Origin of the sequence: Azospirillum humicireducens, assembly GCF_001639105.2 — a bacterium.
Taxonomy (GTDB): domain Bacteria; phylum Pseudomonadota; class Alphaproteobacteria; order Azospirillales; family Azospirillaceae; genus Azospirillum; species Azospirillum humicireducens.
Map to the genome: position 1 here is coordinate 148,075 of NZ_CP028907.1, position 14,536 is coordinate 162,610.

General features: G+C 70.1%; 13 protein-coding genes. 4 read left to right on the forward strand and 9 right to left on the reverse strand.

The features are described from left to right. Positions 1 to 80: 80 nt before the first annotated feature. From A6A40_RS27910 to lptF, 3 genes are all read right to left on the reverse strand, one after another. Positions 81 to 635, reverse strand: a complete 555-nt coding sequence (locus tag A6A40_RS27910; protein ID WP_108549101.1) for a flagellar biosynthesis regulator FlaF — start codon at positions 633 to 635, stop codon at positions 81 to 83. A gap of 88 nt (positions 636 to 723) precedes the next feature. Beyond that, positions 724 to 1,734: a glycosyltransferase family 9 protein gene (locus A6A40_RS27915; RefSeq protein WP_108549102.1), complete on the reverse strand. Its 1,011-nt coding sequence runs from the start codon at positions 1,732 to 1,734 to the stop codon at positions 724 to 726. Continuing rightward, a complete protein-coding gene (gene lptF, locus A6A40_RS27920; protein ID WP_108549103.1) occupies positions 1,731 to 2,876 on the reverse strand; it encodes an LPS export ABC transporter permease LptF in 1,146 nt (381 codons plus the stop codon). Before lptF ends, A6A40_RS27915 begins: the two co-directional genes overlap by 4 nt. A 138-nt stretch (positions 2,877 to 3,014) precedes the next feature. Between lptF and A6A40_RS27925 the strand changes: the two genes are divergently transcribed. The 3 genes from A6A40_RS27925 (at position 3,015) to A6A40_RS27935 (ending at position 7,830) form a co-directional block, all read left to right on the forward strand. Further along, the gene (locus tag A6A40_RS27925; RefSeq protein WP_236784106.1) at positions 3,015 to 5,204 is read left to right on the forward strand and encodes an O-linked N-acetylglucosamine transferase, SPINDLY family protein; all 2,190 of its coding nucleotides are present in this window, start codon (positions 3,015 to 3,017) and stop codon (positions 5,202 to 5,204) included. Between the two features lie 122 nt (positions 5,205 to 5,326). Further along, complete coding sequence (locus A6A40_RS27930; RefSeq protein WP_108549105.1) at positions 5,327 to 6,667, forward strand: PQQ-dependent sugar dehydrogenase; 1,341 nt, start codon at positions 5,327 to 5,329, stop codon at positions 6,665 to 6,667. Positions 6,668 to 6,708: 41 nt separating this feature from the next. Next, positions 6,709 to 7,830, forward strand: a complete 1,122-nt coding sequence (locus A6A40_RS27935) for a cysteine desulfurase family protein (protein WP_108549106.1) — start codon at positions 6,709 to 6,711, stop codon at positions 7,828 to 7,830. Positions 7,831 to 7,835: 5 nt separating this feature from the next. Here A6A40_RS27935 and A6A40_RS27940 read toward each other — a convergent pair whose 3' ends face one another. The 6 genes from A6A40_RS27940 to A6A40_RS27965 all read right to left on the reverse strand — a co-directional run bounded on the left by A6A40_RS27940 (position 7,836) and on the right by A6A40_RS27965 (position 12,609). Continuing rightward, complete coding sequence (locus A6A40_RS27940) at positions 7,836 to 8,726, reverse strand: porin (RefSeq protein WP_335645216.1); 891 nt, start codon at positions 8,724 to 8,726, stop codon at positions 7,836 to 7,838. A gap of 126 nt (positions 8,727 to 8,852) precedes the next feature. Then, positions 8,853 to 9,614 carry a LamB/YcsF family protein gene (locus A6A40_RS27945; protein ID WP_108549108.1) on the reverse strand — a complete coding sequence of 254 codons (762 nt, stop codon included), beginning with the start codon at positions 9,612 to 9,614 and terminating at the stop codon, positions 8,853 to 8,855. A 101-nt stretch (positions 9,615 to 9,715) separates the two neighbouring features. Further along, positions 9,716 to 10,288: a hypothetical protein gene (locus tag A6A40_RS27950; RefSeq protein WP_108549109.1), complete on the reverse strand. Its 573-nt coding sequence runs from the start codon at positions 10,286 to 10,288 to the stop codon at positions 9,716 to 9,718. Then, a complete protein-coding gene (locus A6A40_RS27955) occupies positions 10,285 to 10,947 on the reverse strand; it encodes a ParA family protein (protein ID WP_108549110.1) in 663 nt (220 codons plus the stop codon). The genes A6A40_RS27950 and A6A40_RS27955 overlap by 4 nt, the downstream gene beginning before the upstream one ends. Positions 10,948 to 11,095: 148 nt before the next feature. Then, positions 11,096 to 11,743, reverse strand: a complete 648-nt coding sequence (locus A6A40_RS27960; RefSeq protein ID WP_108549111.1) for a hypothetical protein — start codon at positions 11,741 to 11,743, stop codon at positions 11,096 to 11,098. After that, entirely contained in the window at positions 11,740 to 12,609 is an 870-nt protein-coding gene (locus A6A40_RS27965) for a helix-turn-helix domain-containing protein (protein ID WP_108549112.1), read from the reverse strand. The genes A6A40_RS27960 and A6A40_RS27965 overlap by 4 nt, the downstream gene beginning before the upstream one ends. A gap of 692 nt (positions 12,610 to 13,301) precedes the next feature. Between A6A40_RS27965 and A6A40_RS27970 the strand changes: the two genes are divergently transcribed. After that, a complete protein-coding gene (locus A6A40_RS27970; protein WP_108549113.1) occupies positions 13,302 to 14,534 on the forward strand; it encodes a plasmid replication protein in 1,233 nt (410 codons plus the stop codon). Positions 14,535 to 14,536: the final 2 nt, after the last annotated feature.

Below are 14,536 nucleotides of genomic sequence, written 5' to 3' on the forward strand. Positions count from 1 at the left end.
GCATGAACGCGGACTGAACACAACAAAAAGGCCGGCGCCCCATGGGAGCGCCGGCCTTTTCCATGTCGTCCGGATGCCGGTCAGATCGAGATGCGCAGGGATTCCCGGTTGACCGGGGCGGCGTCGGGCGTGGTCATCGGGCGCGGCGGCGCGGCGGGACGCAGGCCGGCGGGCGGCTGACCCGGTGCCGGAGCGCCGGCCGGGGGAGCGGCCGGAGCCTGCGGAGCGGCGGCCTGAGGCGTCCCGGCATGGGGCTGGGTCGCCTGCTGGGCGGCGATGAACTGGCCCTGGGCGGTCAGGCCGCTGGCGACGTTGCGGTTGATGTTGACCAGCGTGTCGATCTTGCCGAAATCCAGGTCGATCAGACGGTTGGTGGTTTCGCGGTCGACCAGCAGCGACAGGGCCGCGATGTTCGTGCGGACCTCCGGCGGATGGCCGCAATCCTCCTCGGTGATCGCCGCCTGGAAGATGGTCCACAGACGCTGGTTCAGCTGAAGAGCCTCGCGGAAGGCCTTCTCGTCCTTGGCATGGCTGGCGGCGATGATGCGGCGCGCCGCTTCCGCCAGGGCCCAAGCCTCGACGTCGCGCGGATTGTCCGAGGTCGGCTTGTTGGCGTAGGTGGGAGTCGGCTTCATTCCAAACCCTCGGGGGTAAGCCCATCCTGTTGGGGCGGAGTTGCCCCTATGCATAGTCGCCGAAGTGTCGGTTATCCGGCTGGATTTGTCAACGCAACGGGGGTAGTTCGGCCACGCTGTCAGGGTTCACCGCAAACTGGTCACAGGGTCCTTTCGATTCAGCCAGGAGCGAAGCGGCGACCTGCGCCACCCGCTCCTCGGCGATGCCGTCCATCAGTCCGTAGTCCTTGGGATCGGCGGCGACGCGGGCCAGCAGATCCGCCTGGGGAACCTCGCTGACCACCACCCGCCCCTGCGGCCCCCACGGGCCGTAGACGGCGGGATAGCCGGGACCGAACAGGCCGACCGTCGGCACCCCGGCCGCCGCCGCGATGTGCATCAGCCCGCTGTCGTTGCCGACATAGAGGGAGGCGCGCTCCAGGCAGGCCGCCGCCGCCATCGGATCGGTGCGGCCGGTCAGGTCGATGGCGCGGTCGCCCAGCGCGTCGAGAACGGGCTTTGCCCGCTCCCGCTCCGGCCCGGCGGCCAGCACGGCCACGCGGGCGCCCGCCAGCGCGCCCCCTTCCCCCGTCAGCCTGAGCGCCAGCCGGGCGAAGCGGTCGGCCGGCCATTCCTTGCCCAGCCAGTTGGCGGTCGGCCCGATCGCCAGGAACGGCCCGGTCCCGGCGGGGATCAGGGCGTCGGCCTGCCGCCGCGCCGCGTCGTCGATCCACAGGCGCGGGGCCGGCGGCGGCGACAGGCCGAGGAGGGCGGCATTCTCCTCCACCTTGTGCATCGGGCGGGGCGGCTTGGCGTGGAAGACCCGCCGGCGGGCCGGCACCAGCCGCCCGACCGCCGAGTTGCGCAGGTCCAGCACCAGATCCCAGCGGGTGCCGACGCACTCCAGCCACAGCCGCAGCCAATGCCGGGCGTAGGAGCGCTTCGCCAGCGGAATCAGCCGCTCCAGCCCCGGCACGGAGCGGAACAGCGGCGCCGGCAGCGGTCCACAGGCGATGGTCAGCCGCGCATCCGGATAGGCACGGGTCAGGTGGTCGAGCAGCCCGGTGGACAGCACGGCGTCGCCCAGCCGGTTGGAGGTGATGAACAGGATGCGGCTCATGACGCGCGGCCGGCGGCGTCCGCGGAGGCTTCCCCGGCGGAATGCCGGCGCCCCGACCGCAACGTCAGCCCGCGGGACATCACCCACAGCGCCGGCAGCAGCATGACCAGCGGCATGACGTACATCAGCGGCACGAAGACGGTCGCCTTGCCGGCGAGGCTGGTCAGGCCCAGCGCCCCCGCCTGCAGCCCCATCACCAGCAGGACGGCGATGGTCACGCGGGAGGATTGGCCGCGCCGGTTGAACTCGCCGGACAGCAGCGCCGACAGCGCCACCAGGGCATAGGTCAGGGCAAGCAGCGGCGAGGAGAAGCGGTGGTGCAGTTCCGCGATCAGGCCGCGGCGCATGCGGTCGTCCTGCGCCGGCACGTCGCCCGACATCAGCTCCGCCGTGCTGCGCTCGCGCGCGTCGGGCCAGCGTTCCGCCGCCTGCGGCGCAACCGCCTTCAGGTCCACGGCGTAGCGGTCGAAGAACAGCTGCGACAACCGGTTGGTCTTGCGGTCCAGCTCCTGCCGGTTGCCGTCATAGACGACGAAGCGCGTGCCCTCCGGCCCGGTCTGCATCACTGCGCGGTCGCCCATGATCGTCACCGGCTTGTCCGGCTGGCGCCCGTCATGGATCAGCACCTTGTGCAGGTTGCCGTCGGCGTCGCGGTCGCGCAGGAAGACGCTGAAATGGTCGCCGACCTCGTTGAACACGCCTTCGCGCAGGAACAGCTGCGAATAGTCGCTGCGCACCGTGTATTCCATCCGCACCAGCTCGCGGTGGGCGGCGGGGGTGATCCAGACATTCAGGGTGAAGACGACGGCCATCACCCCGACCGCCAGCACCAGCGCCGGCTGCGACAGCGACAGCGGGCCGACGCCGGCCGCGCGCATCACCACCAGTTCGCTGTCGGTCGCCATCTTGTTGTAGGTGAACAGGATCGCGCCGACCAGCGCCAGCGGCAGGACGATGCCGAGGAAGGTCGGCACCGTCAGCAGCAGCAGCCATAGGAACATGCCCATCGGCGCGCCGGCGCTGACCACGATCTCGATCAGGCGCAGCGACTGGCTGAGCCAGATGGTCAGAGTCAGGCCCGCCGTCGAATAGAGGGTGGCGATCAGCAGGTTGCGGAACAGGTACCGTTGCAGTCGGTTCATGGAGTTCGGCCGGAGCTGTATACGGCCGGCAAGCTGACCGCCCCAGCCCGCCGGGTCAAGTGTTGAAAGCCGTCGCCCCGGCGCCGGTGGCTGGGAATCCGCTGGCGCAGGCCTCCTGCAACCGGTATGACGGTCGGCATGGCGACGATCCAGGACGCGATGGCTGCCGCGGTGGCGCATCATCAGGCAGGCCGGCTGAACGAGGCGGCGGCCATGTACCATGCCGTGCTGGACGCCATGCCCGGCCATGCCGACGCCGCCCATCTGCTGGGCGTGGTCCATCTGCAGTCGGGCCAGCCGGAGCGTGCGGTCCCGCTGATCCGCGGCGCCATCCAGCACAACCACCGGGTCGCCGACTATCACGACAATCTCGGCAGCGCGCTGAAGGCGCTCGGCCGGCTGGAGGAGGCGGTGGCCGCCCACCGGCTGGCGATCCGGCTGCGGCCCGACTTCGCCCAGGCACTCTACAACATGGGCAACGCGCTGGAGGCGCTGGGACGGCTGGAGGAGGCGGCAACCGCCTTCCGGCAGGCGGCGGCGCGGCGCCCCGGCTATGCCCGCGCCCGCTTCAACCTGGGCAATGTGCTGGCGGCGCTGGGGCGCCGGGCGGAGGCCGACGACGCCTACCGCGCGGCCACCGCCGACGATCCCGGCTTCGTCGAGGCGCATGCCAACCGCGGCGTGCTGCTGCTGGCGCTGGGCCGGCCGCAGGAGGCGGCGGCTGAACTGGCCCGCGCGCTGGCGCTGCGCCCCGACCATGCGGCCGCACTCGCCAACCTCGCGGCGGCGAAGCTGGCGCTGGGGGACCGGGAGGGGGCGGAGCGGGCGGCCCGCCATGCCGTGGCGTCCCGGCCAGAGCTGTCCGACACCCTGCTGCGGCTGGGGGAGGTGCGCCAGCGCGCCGACCGGCTGGGCGCCGCGGCCGACGCCTATGCCGCGGCGCTGGCCTGGAACCCGGCGCTGGCGGAGGCGCATGCCAATCTGGCGCTGGTGCGGCAGGGCCAGGGGCTGCTCGACGCGGCGGAGGCCGGGAACCGGCGGGCGCTGGCGCTCGATCCCGGCCTGGCCGACGTGCGCTCCAACCTCGCCTATCTCCAGCTGTTCCGGCCGGGGGTGACGGCGGCGGCGGTGCTGGAGGCGCATCGGGACTGGGATGCGGTCCATGGCGCACCGCACCGCGGGCGCTGGGCCAAGCCCGGCCGCGGGTCCTCGCGGGCGGGGGCGGGGGCTGCTGCGGGAAAGGGACCGCTGACCGTCGCCATCCTGTCCGGCGACTTCCGCCGCCACCCCGCCGGCCTGTTCGCCCTGCGCACGGTGGAGGCGCTGCCGGCGCAGGACGTCCGGCTGCTGCTCTACGCCAACCAGACGGAAGCCGACGACGTCACCGAACGCTTCCGCAAGGCGGCGGCGCGCTGGATCCCGGTTGCCGGCCTGACCGATGCCGAGATCGCGACCCAGATCCGCCATGACCGGCCCGACGTGCTGATCGACCTTGCCGGGCACAATGCCCGCGGCCGGCCCGGCGTGTTCGCACGCAAGCCGGCGCCGGTGCAGGTCGCATGGTCGGGCTATATGGCGACGACCGGGCTGGCGGCGATGGATGCGCTGGTCGCCGACCGCCACCATGTGCCCGACGGCATGGACCGCTTCTATGCGGAGCGGGTGCTGCGCATGCCCGACGCCTTCATCGCCTACGACCCGCCGGCCGGCGAGGAGATCCTGCCGCTGATGCCGCCGCCCAGCCTGTCCGGCGGGCCGGTCACCTTCGGCAGCTTCAACATCCTGACCAAGCTGAACGGCGAGGTGCTGGCGGCCTGGGCGGCGATCCTGGACCGGATGCCGGACTCGCGCCTGCTGATGAAGACCAAGGCGCTGTCCTGCCCCGCCACCGCGGCGCTGTGGCGCGACCGGCTGGCCGCCGCCGGCATCGACCCGGACCGGGTGACGATGGTCGGCGCCAGCAGCAGCCTCGACCATATGCGCTGGTGCGCCTCGGTGGACGTGGCGCTCGACCCCTTCCCCTTCGCCGGCAGCACCACGACGCTGGAGACGCTGTGGATGGGCGTGCCGGTCATCACCCTGCCGGGGGAGACCTTCTCCAGCCGCCATTCGCTGGCCTTCCTGACGGTGGCGGGGGTGGAGGGCTGCATCGCCGCCGACCCGGACGATTACGTGGAGCGTGCCGTCGCCCTGGCCTCCGACCCGCAGCGGCTGGCGGAGCTGCGCAGCAGTGTCCGCGCCCGCATGGCCGGTGGGCCGCTGTGCGACGGCGCAAAGCTGGCGGCCGCCCTGGCCGCGGCGTTGCGGGAACTGACCGGTCGGGGCTGACGGCCCGCAGCCGATATCTGGCCGGAACCAATCCGCCCGCCCGGAGGTTGAGCGTGGGTACTCCCTCCACGCCCACAGACGCGGGATTCCGGCGCATGCACAGCTCCTCTCGGCTTGCCCTCATGCTTTTGGCCACGGTCGCGGTCCTGCCGCTCGGCGGCTGCGGCGAGCAGGCGACCTTGCCGGTGTCGGCCGGCACCGGCCCCAACCCAACCCTGCCGGAGCCGAAATCCACGCTGATCCCGACGGTGAACATCGCCGACGCCATCGGCTGGCCGCAGGGGGCGCAGCCGGCGGCGGCGCAGCAAGGGCTGAACGTCACCGCCTTCGCCAGCGGGCTGGACCATCCGCGCTGGATGCTGGCGCTGCCCAACGGCGACGTGCTGGTGGCCGAGACCAACGCCCCGCCCAAGCCGGAGGACGGCACGGGCATCAAGGGCTGGGTGATGGGGCTGGTGATGGGCAAGGCCGGCGCCAAGACGCCCAGCGCCAACCGCATCACCCTGCTGCGCGACAGCGACGGCGACGGCAAGGCCGATGTCCGCGAGACCTTCCTGGAGGGGCTGAACTCCCCCTTCGGCATGGCGCTGGTCGGCGGCGACCTCTACATCGCCAACACCGACGCGGTGGTGAAGGTGCCCTACAAGCCGGGCGACACACGCATCGCGGTCCAGCCGGAGAAGATCGTCGATCTGCCGGGCGGGCCGATCAACCACCATTGGACCAAGAACATCGTCGCCAGCCGCGACGGCACCAAGCTGTATGCAACCACAGGTTCAAACAGCAATGTGGCCGAGAATGGGATGGAGGCGGAGGAAGGCCGCGCCGCCATCTGGGAGATCGACCTGAAGACGCGCTCGCACCGCATCTTCGCGTCGGGCCTGCGCAATCCCAACGGGCTGGACTGGGAGCCGACGAGCGGCGCCCTGTGGACCGCCGTCAACGAGCGCGACGAGATCGGCAGCGACCTCGTTCCCGACTACATGACCTCGGTGAAGGACGGCGGCTTCTACGGCTGGCCCTACAGCTATTACGGCCAGCATGTCGACCGGCGGGTGGAGCCGCAGCGCCCCGATCTGGTCGCCAAGGCGATCCCGCCGGACTATGCGCTGGGGCCGCACACCGCCTCGCTGGGGCTGGCCTTCTCGCGGCCGGGCGAGTTGCCGCAATCCCTGCAGCAGGGCGTCTTCATCGGCCAGCACGGTTCCTGGAACCGCAACCCGCCCAGCGGCTACAAAGTGATCTTCGTGCCCTTCCGCGACGGCAAGCCGGCAGGCGAGCCGGTCGATGTGCTGGCCGGCTTCCTCGACAAGGACGGCAAGGCGCAGGGCCGCCCGGTCGGCGTCATCCTGGACAACAAGGGCGCCCTGCTGGTCGCCGACGATGTCGGAAACGCCATCTGGCGCGTCAGCGGCAGCGGAACCGCCCAGTCGGCGGAGCGGCCGGAGCAGCCGGCGCAGTAGCACCCCCTCCCCTTCCGCGGCGGATGGCGCGATACTGCGCCATGATCTATCTCGACCATCTGGCCTCGACGCCGCTCGACCCGCTGGTGCTGGAGGCGATGCTGCCCTGGATGCGGCCTGAGGCCGCCGGCAACCCGCATGCCGCCCATGCCGCCGGCTGGCGGGCCGCCGACGCCATCGAGCAGGCGAAGGCGGAGGTCGCCGCCCTGGTCGGCGCGCAGCCGGGCGAGGTGGTCTTCACCTCCGGCGCGACCGAGGCGAACGCGCTGGCTCTGCTCGGCGGGGTACCGCCGGGAGGAGGCTGCGTCGTCTCGGCGGTTGAGCATGCCAGCGTGCTGGGCTGCCTGCCGGAGCTGCGGCGGCGCGGCCATCCGGTCGCGGTTCTCGCGGTGGACGGCACCGGACGGGTCGATCCGGCGGGGCTGGAGCGGGCCTTGGCGAAAACGGCCGGGCCGGCGCTGGTGTCGGTGATGGCCGCCAACAACGAGGTGGGGACGGTCCAGCCGCTGGCGGAGCTGGCAGCGGTCGCCGCCCGCCATGGCGCGCACATGCACAGCGACGCAGTGCAGACGCTGGGCACGCGGGCGCTCGACATGGCCGCACTGGGGCTGCATGCCCTGAGCCTGTCGGGACACAAGCTGTATGGGCCGATGGGGATCGGCGCGCTGATCGTCCGCCAACCATTCCGGCCGGTTCCGGCCTCGGCCGGCGGCGGGCAGCAGCGCGGGATGCGGGCGGGAACCCTGCCGACACCGCTCTGCGTCGGGCTGGGGACCGCCTGCCGGCTGGCACGGGAGCGGCGGGAGGAGGATGCGCGCCGGATCGCGGCGCTGCGCGAGCGGCTGTGGCGGCAGCTGCGCGAAGGATTGCCCGACATCCGCCGGAACGGGGCCGCAGAGGATGGAGACGGGCTGGCCGGCTGCCTGAACGTCACCGTTCCCGGCATCGACGCCGCCGACCGGCTGCTGGATCTGCCGGATCTGGCGGTCGCCACCGGCTCCGCCTGCCACAGCGGGGCGGGAGAGCCGTCGCATGTGCTGCTGGCGCTGGGCCTCTCCCCCGCCGACGCCCATGCCAGCCTGCGCTTCGGCCTGGGCCGCGGCACGACGGCGGCGGAGGTGGACGCGGCGGCCGAGCGGCTGGTCGGCCTGCTGACGCCTTGAGTGGATCAGAATTGCAGCCGGGCGCCGACCTTCATCACCGCGCCCATCGTTTCCGGCCCGGCGTCGAGCCTGGTGTCGGCCATCACCTGCCAGCGTGGCGTGATGCGATAGGTCAGGTCGGCGAGATAGCGGTCGTTGGCAGCCGCCCCGTCCGATGCCGACCGGCGCACCCGGAATGACAGCGTCATGTCGCCCCGGCCATAGGCCAGCCGCGCATTCAGTCTGCGGAAGGCCGCGCCGTCCGCCTCCTCCTGCTGGCGCAGGTCGCCGTCGAGTGTCAGGCCCTGCCACATGAATTGGCTGCCGATGATCCAGGACTGGCGCGGCAGGCGGCGGCTGTCGGCGCGCACCCGCGCGCGGCTGGTGCCGGCGGTCAGCCGGGCATTGAGTCCGCCGATCCGCAGGGTCTTGCGCACCGCCGCTTCCACCAGATGCAGAGCCTCACGCGGATCCGGCATGTCGGCGTTGCCGCGCGGCAGCGGGGTGTAGCTGGCGCCAAGCTCGACCCCACGCAGCGGCGGGGTGTAGTAGGTCAGCTTGGCCGTGCCGTTTCCGGCGCCCGCCGTGGCAGGCATCGCCGTGCTCCCGACCAGACGGTTGCGGGCCCCATCGGCCTGACCGATCTCCAGCGCGCCCCAGGAGACATCGACCTGCAAGAAATGACGCCGGTCTGCAACACTATCCTTTTGATAGAGAATTTCAGCAGACGCCTCGCCGGTCGATAAAATCGCCATCGCCGCCAGAATAGGCATGGAAATTCGTCGTTGCATGGGCAAGACCTGCGCTGGTTGGCCGGGGGTCGACTGTCCATTTCGTCGATGTGGCCCTGTGTATCCTTTCCGGTTTGAGGGATGTTCGTCTAAAATTCTGACAAAACTGTGACCTGGACTTTGCATTGCTGCGGCGGCAGAAATGCCGACGGATTCGCGCAATCCCCGTAGCGGTGGGCCCCGGACTGGGGTTCTTGAAAAATGGATCGGCCACTGCGGCTGACCGTTCACCGATCAGCCGCGTTCCAGCGTTCAGACCACGGCCTTCACCGCAACGCCGGCCTGTTCCAGTGCGCGGCGTACGGCGGCGGCCATGGCGACGGCGGTGGCGGTATCGCCATGGACACAGATGGTATCGGCAACGATGGGCAGGCGCGTGCCATGGCGGCTTTCCACGGCGCCGTCCAGCACCATTCTCACCACGCGCGCCGCGGCGAGACCGGGGTCGTGGATCACCGATCCCGCAACGGTCCGCGGCGTCAGGGTGCCGTCATCCTCATAGGTGCGGTCGGCAAAGGCCTCACGGGCGACGCGCAAGCCGGCGTCCTGGCCGGCCCGGTCCATCGCGCTCAAGGGCGGAACGACGAACAGCAGGGCGGGGTCGACCGCCTTGACGGCGCGGACGATGGCGCCGGCCAGATCCGGCTCCACCGCTGCCATGTTGTAGAGCGCGCCGTGCGGCTTCACATGGGTGACGCGCTGACCCGACAGGGCGGCGCAGGCCTGGAGCGCGCCGACCTGATAGGCGACCAATCGCTCCACCTCCGTCGCAGTGATACCGCGGATGACGCGACGGCCGAAGCCGGAACGGTCCTCGAAGCCGGGATGGGCGCCGATGCGCACACCCTTCTCCCCGGCCAGCCGGGCGGTGTCGGCCATGATGGTCGGATCGCCGGCATGGAAGCCGCAGGCGATGTTGGCCGAGGTGACGATGTCCAGCATCGCGCGGTCGTCCCCCATCGCCCAGGCGCCATAGCCCTCGCCCATGTCGCAGTTCAGATCGATGCTCGGCATGGCGTCTCCCGCAAGTCAGTCGTCAAGGACAGAGATGCGGACAGAATACAGCGTTCCGGACCGGCGGGGCAAAGGACGCAGCCAGCCGGATCGCCGGGGCGTCAGTCCTCCTGGTCGTCCAGCGACGCCAGCTCCGCCTCGACGGCGATCAGGCGCTCGCGCAGCCGCTGACGTTCGGCCTCCAACGCCTCGCGCCGGCTGACATGATCGATGGCCTTGCTCCGCAGGTCGCGCTTGAAGCGGACGATCTCCGGCCGGGTAACGTCGGGCCGGATCAGGTTGCGCTGGTCCGCCAGCCGCAGCTGCTCGCTGGTCAGGGTGGCAAGCTGATAGACGGTGGCATAGCTGGGCGGCAGCTTGGAGCCGGGGAGGCGTCCGCTGTCCACCGCCTCCGCCACCATGCGCAGCTGGTAGGCGACCTGATAACCGAAGGGCAGCTCGTTCTCGACCATCGCCTGGAACTCGCCATGGGGCAGGCGCATGCGGGCCTGGACCAGATAGCGGCCGATCAGCAGGAACTTCTCCTGGGCGCTGCGCCACAGGGTGGAGATCTCCTGCACGAACTCCTCACGGCGGACGAGATCGACGGTCGCCTCCGCCATGCGCTCGATCCGCTCGTCCACCGCGATGTGGCGGCGGGCCTGGGCCTTGGAAACCTGTTTGAACCCACTCATTGCGCCAGCTCCAGTTCATGACGGACGAAGGCCCAGACACCGGCGACATGCTCGGCCCCCTTGCCGCCCTTCAGCTCCAGAAGGCCGATGCCGCGGCTGGCGGTGAACTGGATGTCCTCGTAGTCCGGCACCTCGACCGGACAGATCCGGCCATCCCCCAGCAGCTTGCGCTGCGCCTCGGTGAAGCCGCGGGTGCGCGGCTTGACGCGGTTCATCACGAAGGCCGCGTTCTTGCCATAGCGGCGGACGAAGCGCATCCAGGGCCGGACGGAATCGAGGTCGTCGTCGCTCTGCCCGGTCGGCACCACGATCAGGTCCGAGGACAGGGCCAGCAGCTTGAACTCCTCCGGATGGTCCTCGATCGACGGCGGGGTGTCGATCACCAGCAGGTCGTAGCCGTCGATGCCGTCCAGGGCGGCACGGATGTCGCCGGGGGTCATGCCCGCTTCGAAATGGGTGATGGTTGCCATGCCGTCCGGACGCTTGGCGAACCATTTGGTCAGGCTGCGCTGGGGGTCGAGATCGAGCGTCGCGACCGTGCAGCCGTCGAGCGCCGCCGCCACCGCGATGTTGCGGCTGAGCGTCGTCTTGCCGATCCCGCCCTTCGGGCCATTGACCAGCAAGCGCTTCACCGGCCCGTGCCCCGTGTGGTTGGTCATCTCATGTCCCTTTTCGCCATCGGCTGTGGGCCCCTTTTAGCAAAGCGCGGACCTGGCGCAAATCTAAGACATGTCTTAGCTTCGCAACCCCGGGGCAGGGTGTCGTCACTGCCACAGGCCGGTGCATCACAAGACCGAGGTCCGGTTATCATCGCATGCGGCGCAGGGTAGAGGCCAGCACAGGCCGCACCGCGGCGCTCCTTCCACCTCCACCATTGTCCGCAGCCCGTTCCCCGGCCATGGCGATGGCGCGCAGGCGCTCGGCCAAAGCCCGTTCCGCGGCACAGGCTTCCTCGCACAGGGCGCGGATCTCGGCGATGCTCGGCCGCCATTTGCGGGTGCGGCGCCAGACCCTGGCCGCCTGATCGATCGCCCAGGCCGGAAACTCCCCCAGATCGTCGGCCCAATCCATCGCGAGCAATTGCTCCACCTCGGGCGTCGTCGCCTTGGCGGGGAAATGGCTCAGCAGCGCCAGCACGCGGCCCAGCAGGTGATTGGCCGGCGCCGGCGCCAGAATGCCGGTGTCGAATTCCGCAAGGGCGCGGCGGGCAAGAGCGGCATGGCGCGGCGTCACTCCCGCCGGCGGCGTCCAATCCTCCACCACATCGGCGAAGCCATCGTCGGTGAAGCGGCTGTGGCGGCCGATCTGCCCACGGTCGAGCAGTTGCCGCAGTGGATCGGGCAGCGCCTCGCGCAGCATCCGGCTGCGCAAAACCGGCGCCATCGCCGGATCGAAGGGAAGGGGCAGGCTGGGCGATGAGGCCGGCGTGGCGGGGAACGGGTGAAGGTTGCTCATGCCCCCACTCCCCAGGGGTTGGTGGGGCTGGTGGCGGCGGCGGGCTGGCCGTTCAGCCGTGCGGCGACGCTGGCCCAGGCCGACAGGCGTTGTTCGGCATCCGCGCCAGGACGAGTGACAGGACGATTGGCTTTGGAATGGCCGGTCCGGGTGCGGTTTGCTCCGCCATTCGGAGTGCGGGAGCGTTCCGCGGGCTGTTGCGTCATATGGGCCATGTCCTGCAGCAACCAGGAGCGCCACGCGGCGGCGATGTCGCGGTAGCGGTAGCCATGGGCGCGGCATTGCTCGACGAAGCGCTCGGCATGGCGGTCGAGATCGACGGCGGGAAAGCGCGCCGCCGCCCATTGGCGATCCGCGGCGGATGGGGTCCAGTCTTCACCGACCTGTTGGGCGACAGGGTGCGCAGCGGCCGGCTTTTCGCCGATTGCCTGCCGTTCGCCCGCCCGCCGGTGGAGCGTGTCCGGAATCTGTTCAGGTTCAGGCTGTTCGTGACTCGCTGCTGAACAGGGGGAGTCCGTCGATGAGTCAGCGGGGCTGTCCACCGCTGCACCCTCCCCGATGCTGCCGGTGACGGTCAGCGCCAGCCGGTAGCGGCAGCTGAGGCGGCCGCCGCTGGCCGACCGCCGGTGTTCGATGGCCACCAGCCCGAGCGCCTCCAGCTTGCCCAGGATCCGGTTGACGGTCGGGCGGCTGCGTTTCAGCTTGCCCGCCAACGTCGCTTGCGAGGGCCAGCAGATTCCCGCCTCGTCGGCATAGGTGCTGAGGGCTGCCAGCACGGCGAGGCCATCGGCGTCGAGGTCGGGGTGATCCAGCCACCAGGCCGGAATCCGGCCCCAGCGGTTGGGGTTTGCGCTATGGTCGGTCATCTGTGGCGACACTCCTCCGTGCCAATGGCCGCCCTGGCCGAACCGGCGGCAGTGGCGTGTGGATGGCATGATTGGCAGGGAGGATTCGAAGCGGTCCGCGGCAGAGTCGAATCGCGGGCTCGCACTCCATAGAGCGGCTGCCCGCGGATGGTCAGCGATAGCCCGCGACCGTGAAGCCCTTGCCCGCGACCATGGAGCCACAGCCCGCGATGCCCGCCCGAATCGGAATCCTGGCGCTTCTGGCCGCGCATATGGAGCCGTTGCCCGCGATTGCCGGCCAGGTTCCCGGCCGCTTGCAGGGCGTTTTCCAGCGTCTCCCCGGCTGTTCCTGGAGCAACAGCCCGCGATACCGGGTCAGCTCGGATGGTCGACAGCACCATGGACGGTCCGGAGACGGCGCTGGAGATCGCGTTGCCCGACCATGGAGCGGTAGCCCGCGTTTCCCTTGCGCTGCGCCGGGCCCGATTCTTCCCGATTCTTCAAGGAGCAGCGCTTCTGCGCCCTGGGAAGAAGGGAGGAAGGCGGCAATCGCGGGCTATGGCTCCATGGCCGCGGGCCGTTGCTCCATCATCGCGGGCTGTCGCACCATGTGCGCGGGCTGTTGCTCCACTCCGGAGGCGGTAATTTCCTTCGGTTCTGTTGCGCCGTGGGGCTCGGCGCGCCATGGTAACTCCCGACCTTCGGAGACGTTCATGACCAAGATGGCCCCGACCAGCGCCGCACAGCTGATCCTGTTCGAGCTGGAAGACCGTTCGCAATCGCACCTGATCGCGCTCTACGATCTGGCGCCGCGCTTCGTCTTCGTCTCCCGCGACAACGACAAGGAAAAGGCTGCCAAGGACAAGGGCGAGCTGGTCACCAAGGACAGTTTCATCAAGTCGGTGCGGCGCGAGTTCGCCTTCCGCGGCCGCAACTACCGCCTGACCGTCCAGCCCGCCCGTATCGACCGGCTCAGCACCGCCAAGAAGGAAGACCGCGCCCCCGGCAGCGGCCCGGATCTGGTGGAAGTCGAGATCTTCCCGTCGGAGCGCGAGCAGGTGGTCGAGCAGGTCGTGCGCCGTCTTGCCATGGACCGCTCGCGCCTGTCGCTGACCGGCGAGAACCGCGACAAGGTGCAGATGCGTTTCAGCCTGTACGAAATCCAGCGGGAACTGCGGGCGGTCAACCACACCCTGTCGATCCAGGACATCCGCGAATCCCTGACCATCCTGGCGCGGTCGCGCATCATCATTTCCACCGGCGGCAGCGCCGAGCCGGGCAAGAAGAGCCGCGGACAGAATCTGCTGGAATCCACCGCCTTCCCGGTGCTGGCCATCCGCTCGCGGCCCGATCTGGTCGATGAGGACGGCGGGGTCGAGGAGACCTATCTGGAGTTCAACCCGCTGGTCTCCGCCGCCATCCGCGACCTGGAGTTCAAGCCGGTCTCCTACGCCTGGCTGATGAAACTGAAGTCGCCGGTGTCGCGCTGGCTCTACAACCGCCTGTCCATCGAGTACGACACCGCCGACGACGAGGCGAAGCCGGTGTCGATCAGTGCCGATGAGATCATCAAGAACAGCGGCATGAACGAGTGGTCGCGCCGCCGCGACACCCTGCGCGTGGTGACCTCCGCCGTCGACGCCCTGGTGGACGAGGGGATCCTCGACATCGCCGACAAGGAATACACCAAGGTCGGCAAGCGCATCGACGCCATCGACTATGTGCTGACCCCGTCGCAGAAGTTCCTCGATCAGGTCCGCCGCGGCCGCCGGGTGCAGACCACCAACATCGACCTGCTGAAGCAGATCGTCGGCAACGCCATGCGCCCTGACGGCTTCGTGCCGCTCAAGGCAGGGGAGGCGGCCGAGATGCGCAACAAGCGCGCCAAGCGGCTGGCCGATCCGGCGAAGGCCGAACAGGCCAGCCTGCCGCTGCCGAAGAAATAGCC

Bases quoted from the DNA above. Each gene is read 5' to 3' on its own strand.
- A6A40_RS27910 (WP_108549101.1), bottom strand. From the start codon at position 635: ATGAAGCCGACTCCCACCTACGCCAACAAGCCGACCTCGGACAATCCG.
- A6A40_RS27915 (WP_108549102.1), bottom strand. From the start codon at position 1,734: ATGAGCCGCATCCTGTTCATCACCTCCAACCGGCTGGGCGACGCCGTG.
- lptF (WP_108549103.1), bottom strand. From the start codon at position 2,876: ATGAACCGACTGCAACGGTACCTGTTCCGCAACCTGCTGATCGCCACC.
- A6A40_RS27925 (WP_236784106.1), top strand. From the start codon at position 3,015: ATGGCGACGATCCAGGACGCGATGGCTGCCGCGGTGGCGCATCATCAG.
- A6A40_RS27930 (WP_108549105.1), top strand. From the start codon at position 5,327: ATGCTTTTGGCCACGGTCGCGGTCCTGCCGCTCGGCGGCTGCGGCGAG.
- A6A40_RS27935 (WP_108549106.1), top strand. From the start codon at position 6,709: ATGATCTATCTCGACCATCTGGCCTCGACGCCGCTCGACCCGCTGGTG.
- A6A40_RS27940 (WP_335645216.1), bottom strand. From the start codon at position 8,726: ATGCAAAGTCCAGGTCACAGTTTTGTCAGAATTTTAGACGAACATCCC.
- A6A40_RS27945 (WP_108549108.1), bottom strand. From the start codon at position 9,614: ATGCCGAGCATCGATCTGAACTGCGACATGGGCGAGGGCTATGGCGCC.
- A6A40_RS27950 (WP_108549109.1), bottom strand. From the start codon at position 10,288: ATGAGTGGGTTCAAACAGGTTTCCAAGGCCCAGGCCCGCCGCCACATC.
- A6A40_RS27955 (WP_108549110.1), bottom strand. From the start codon at position 10,947: ATGACCAACCACACGGGGCACGGGCCGGTGAAGCGCTTGCTGGTCAAT.
- A6A40_RS27960 (WP_108549111.1), bottom strand. From the start codon at position 11,743: ATGAGCAACCTTCACCCGTTCCCCGCCACGCCGGCCTCATCGCCCAGC.
- A6A40_RS27965 (WP_108549112.1), bottom strand. From the start codon at position 12,609: ATGACCGACCATAGCGCAAACCCCAACCGCTGGGGCCGGATTCCGGCC.
- A6A40_RS27970 (WP_108549113.1), top strand. From the start codon at position 13,302: ATGACCAAGATGGCCCCGACCAGCGCCGCACAGCTGATCCTGTTCGAG.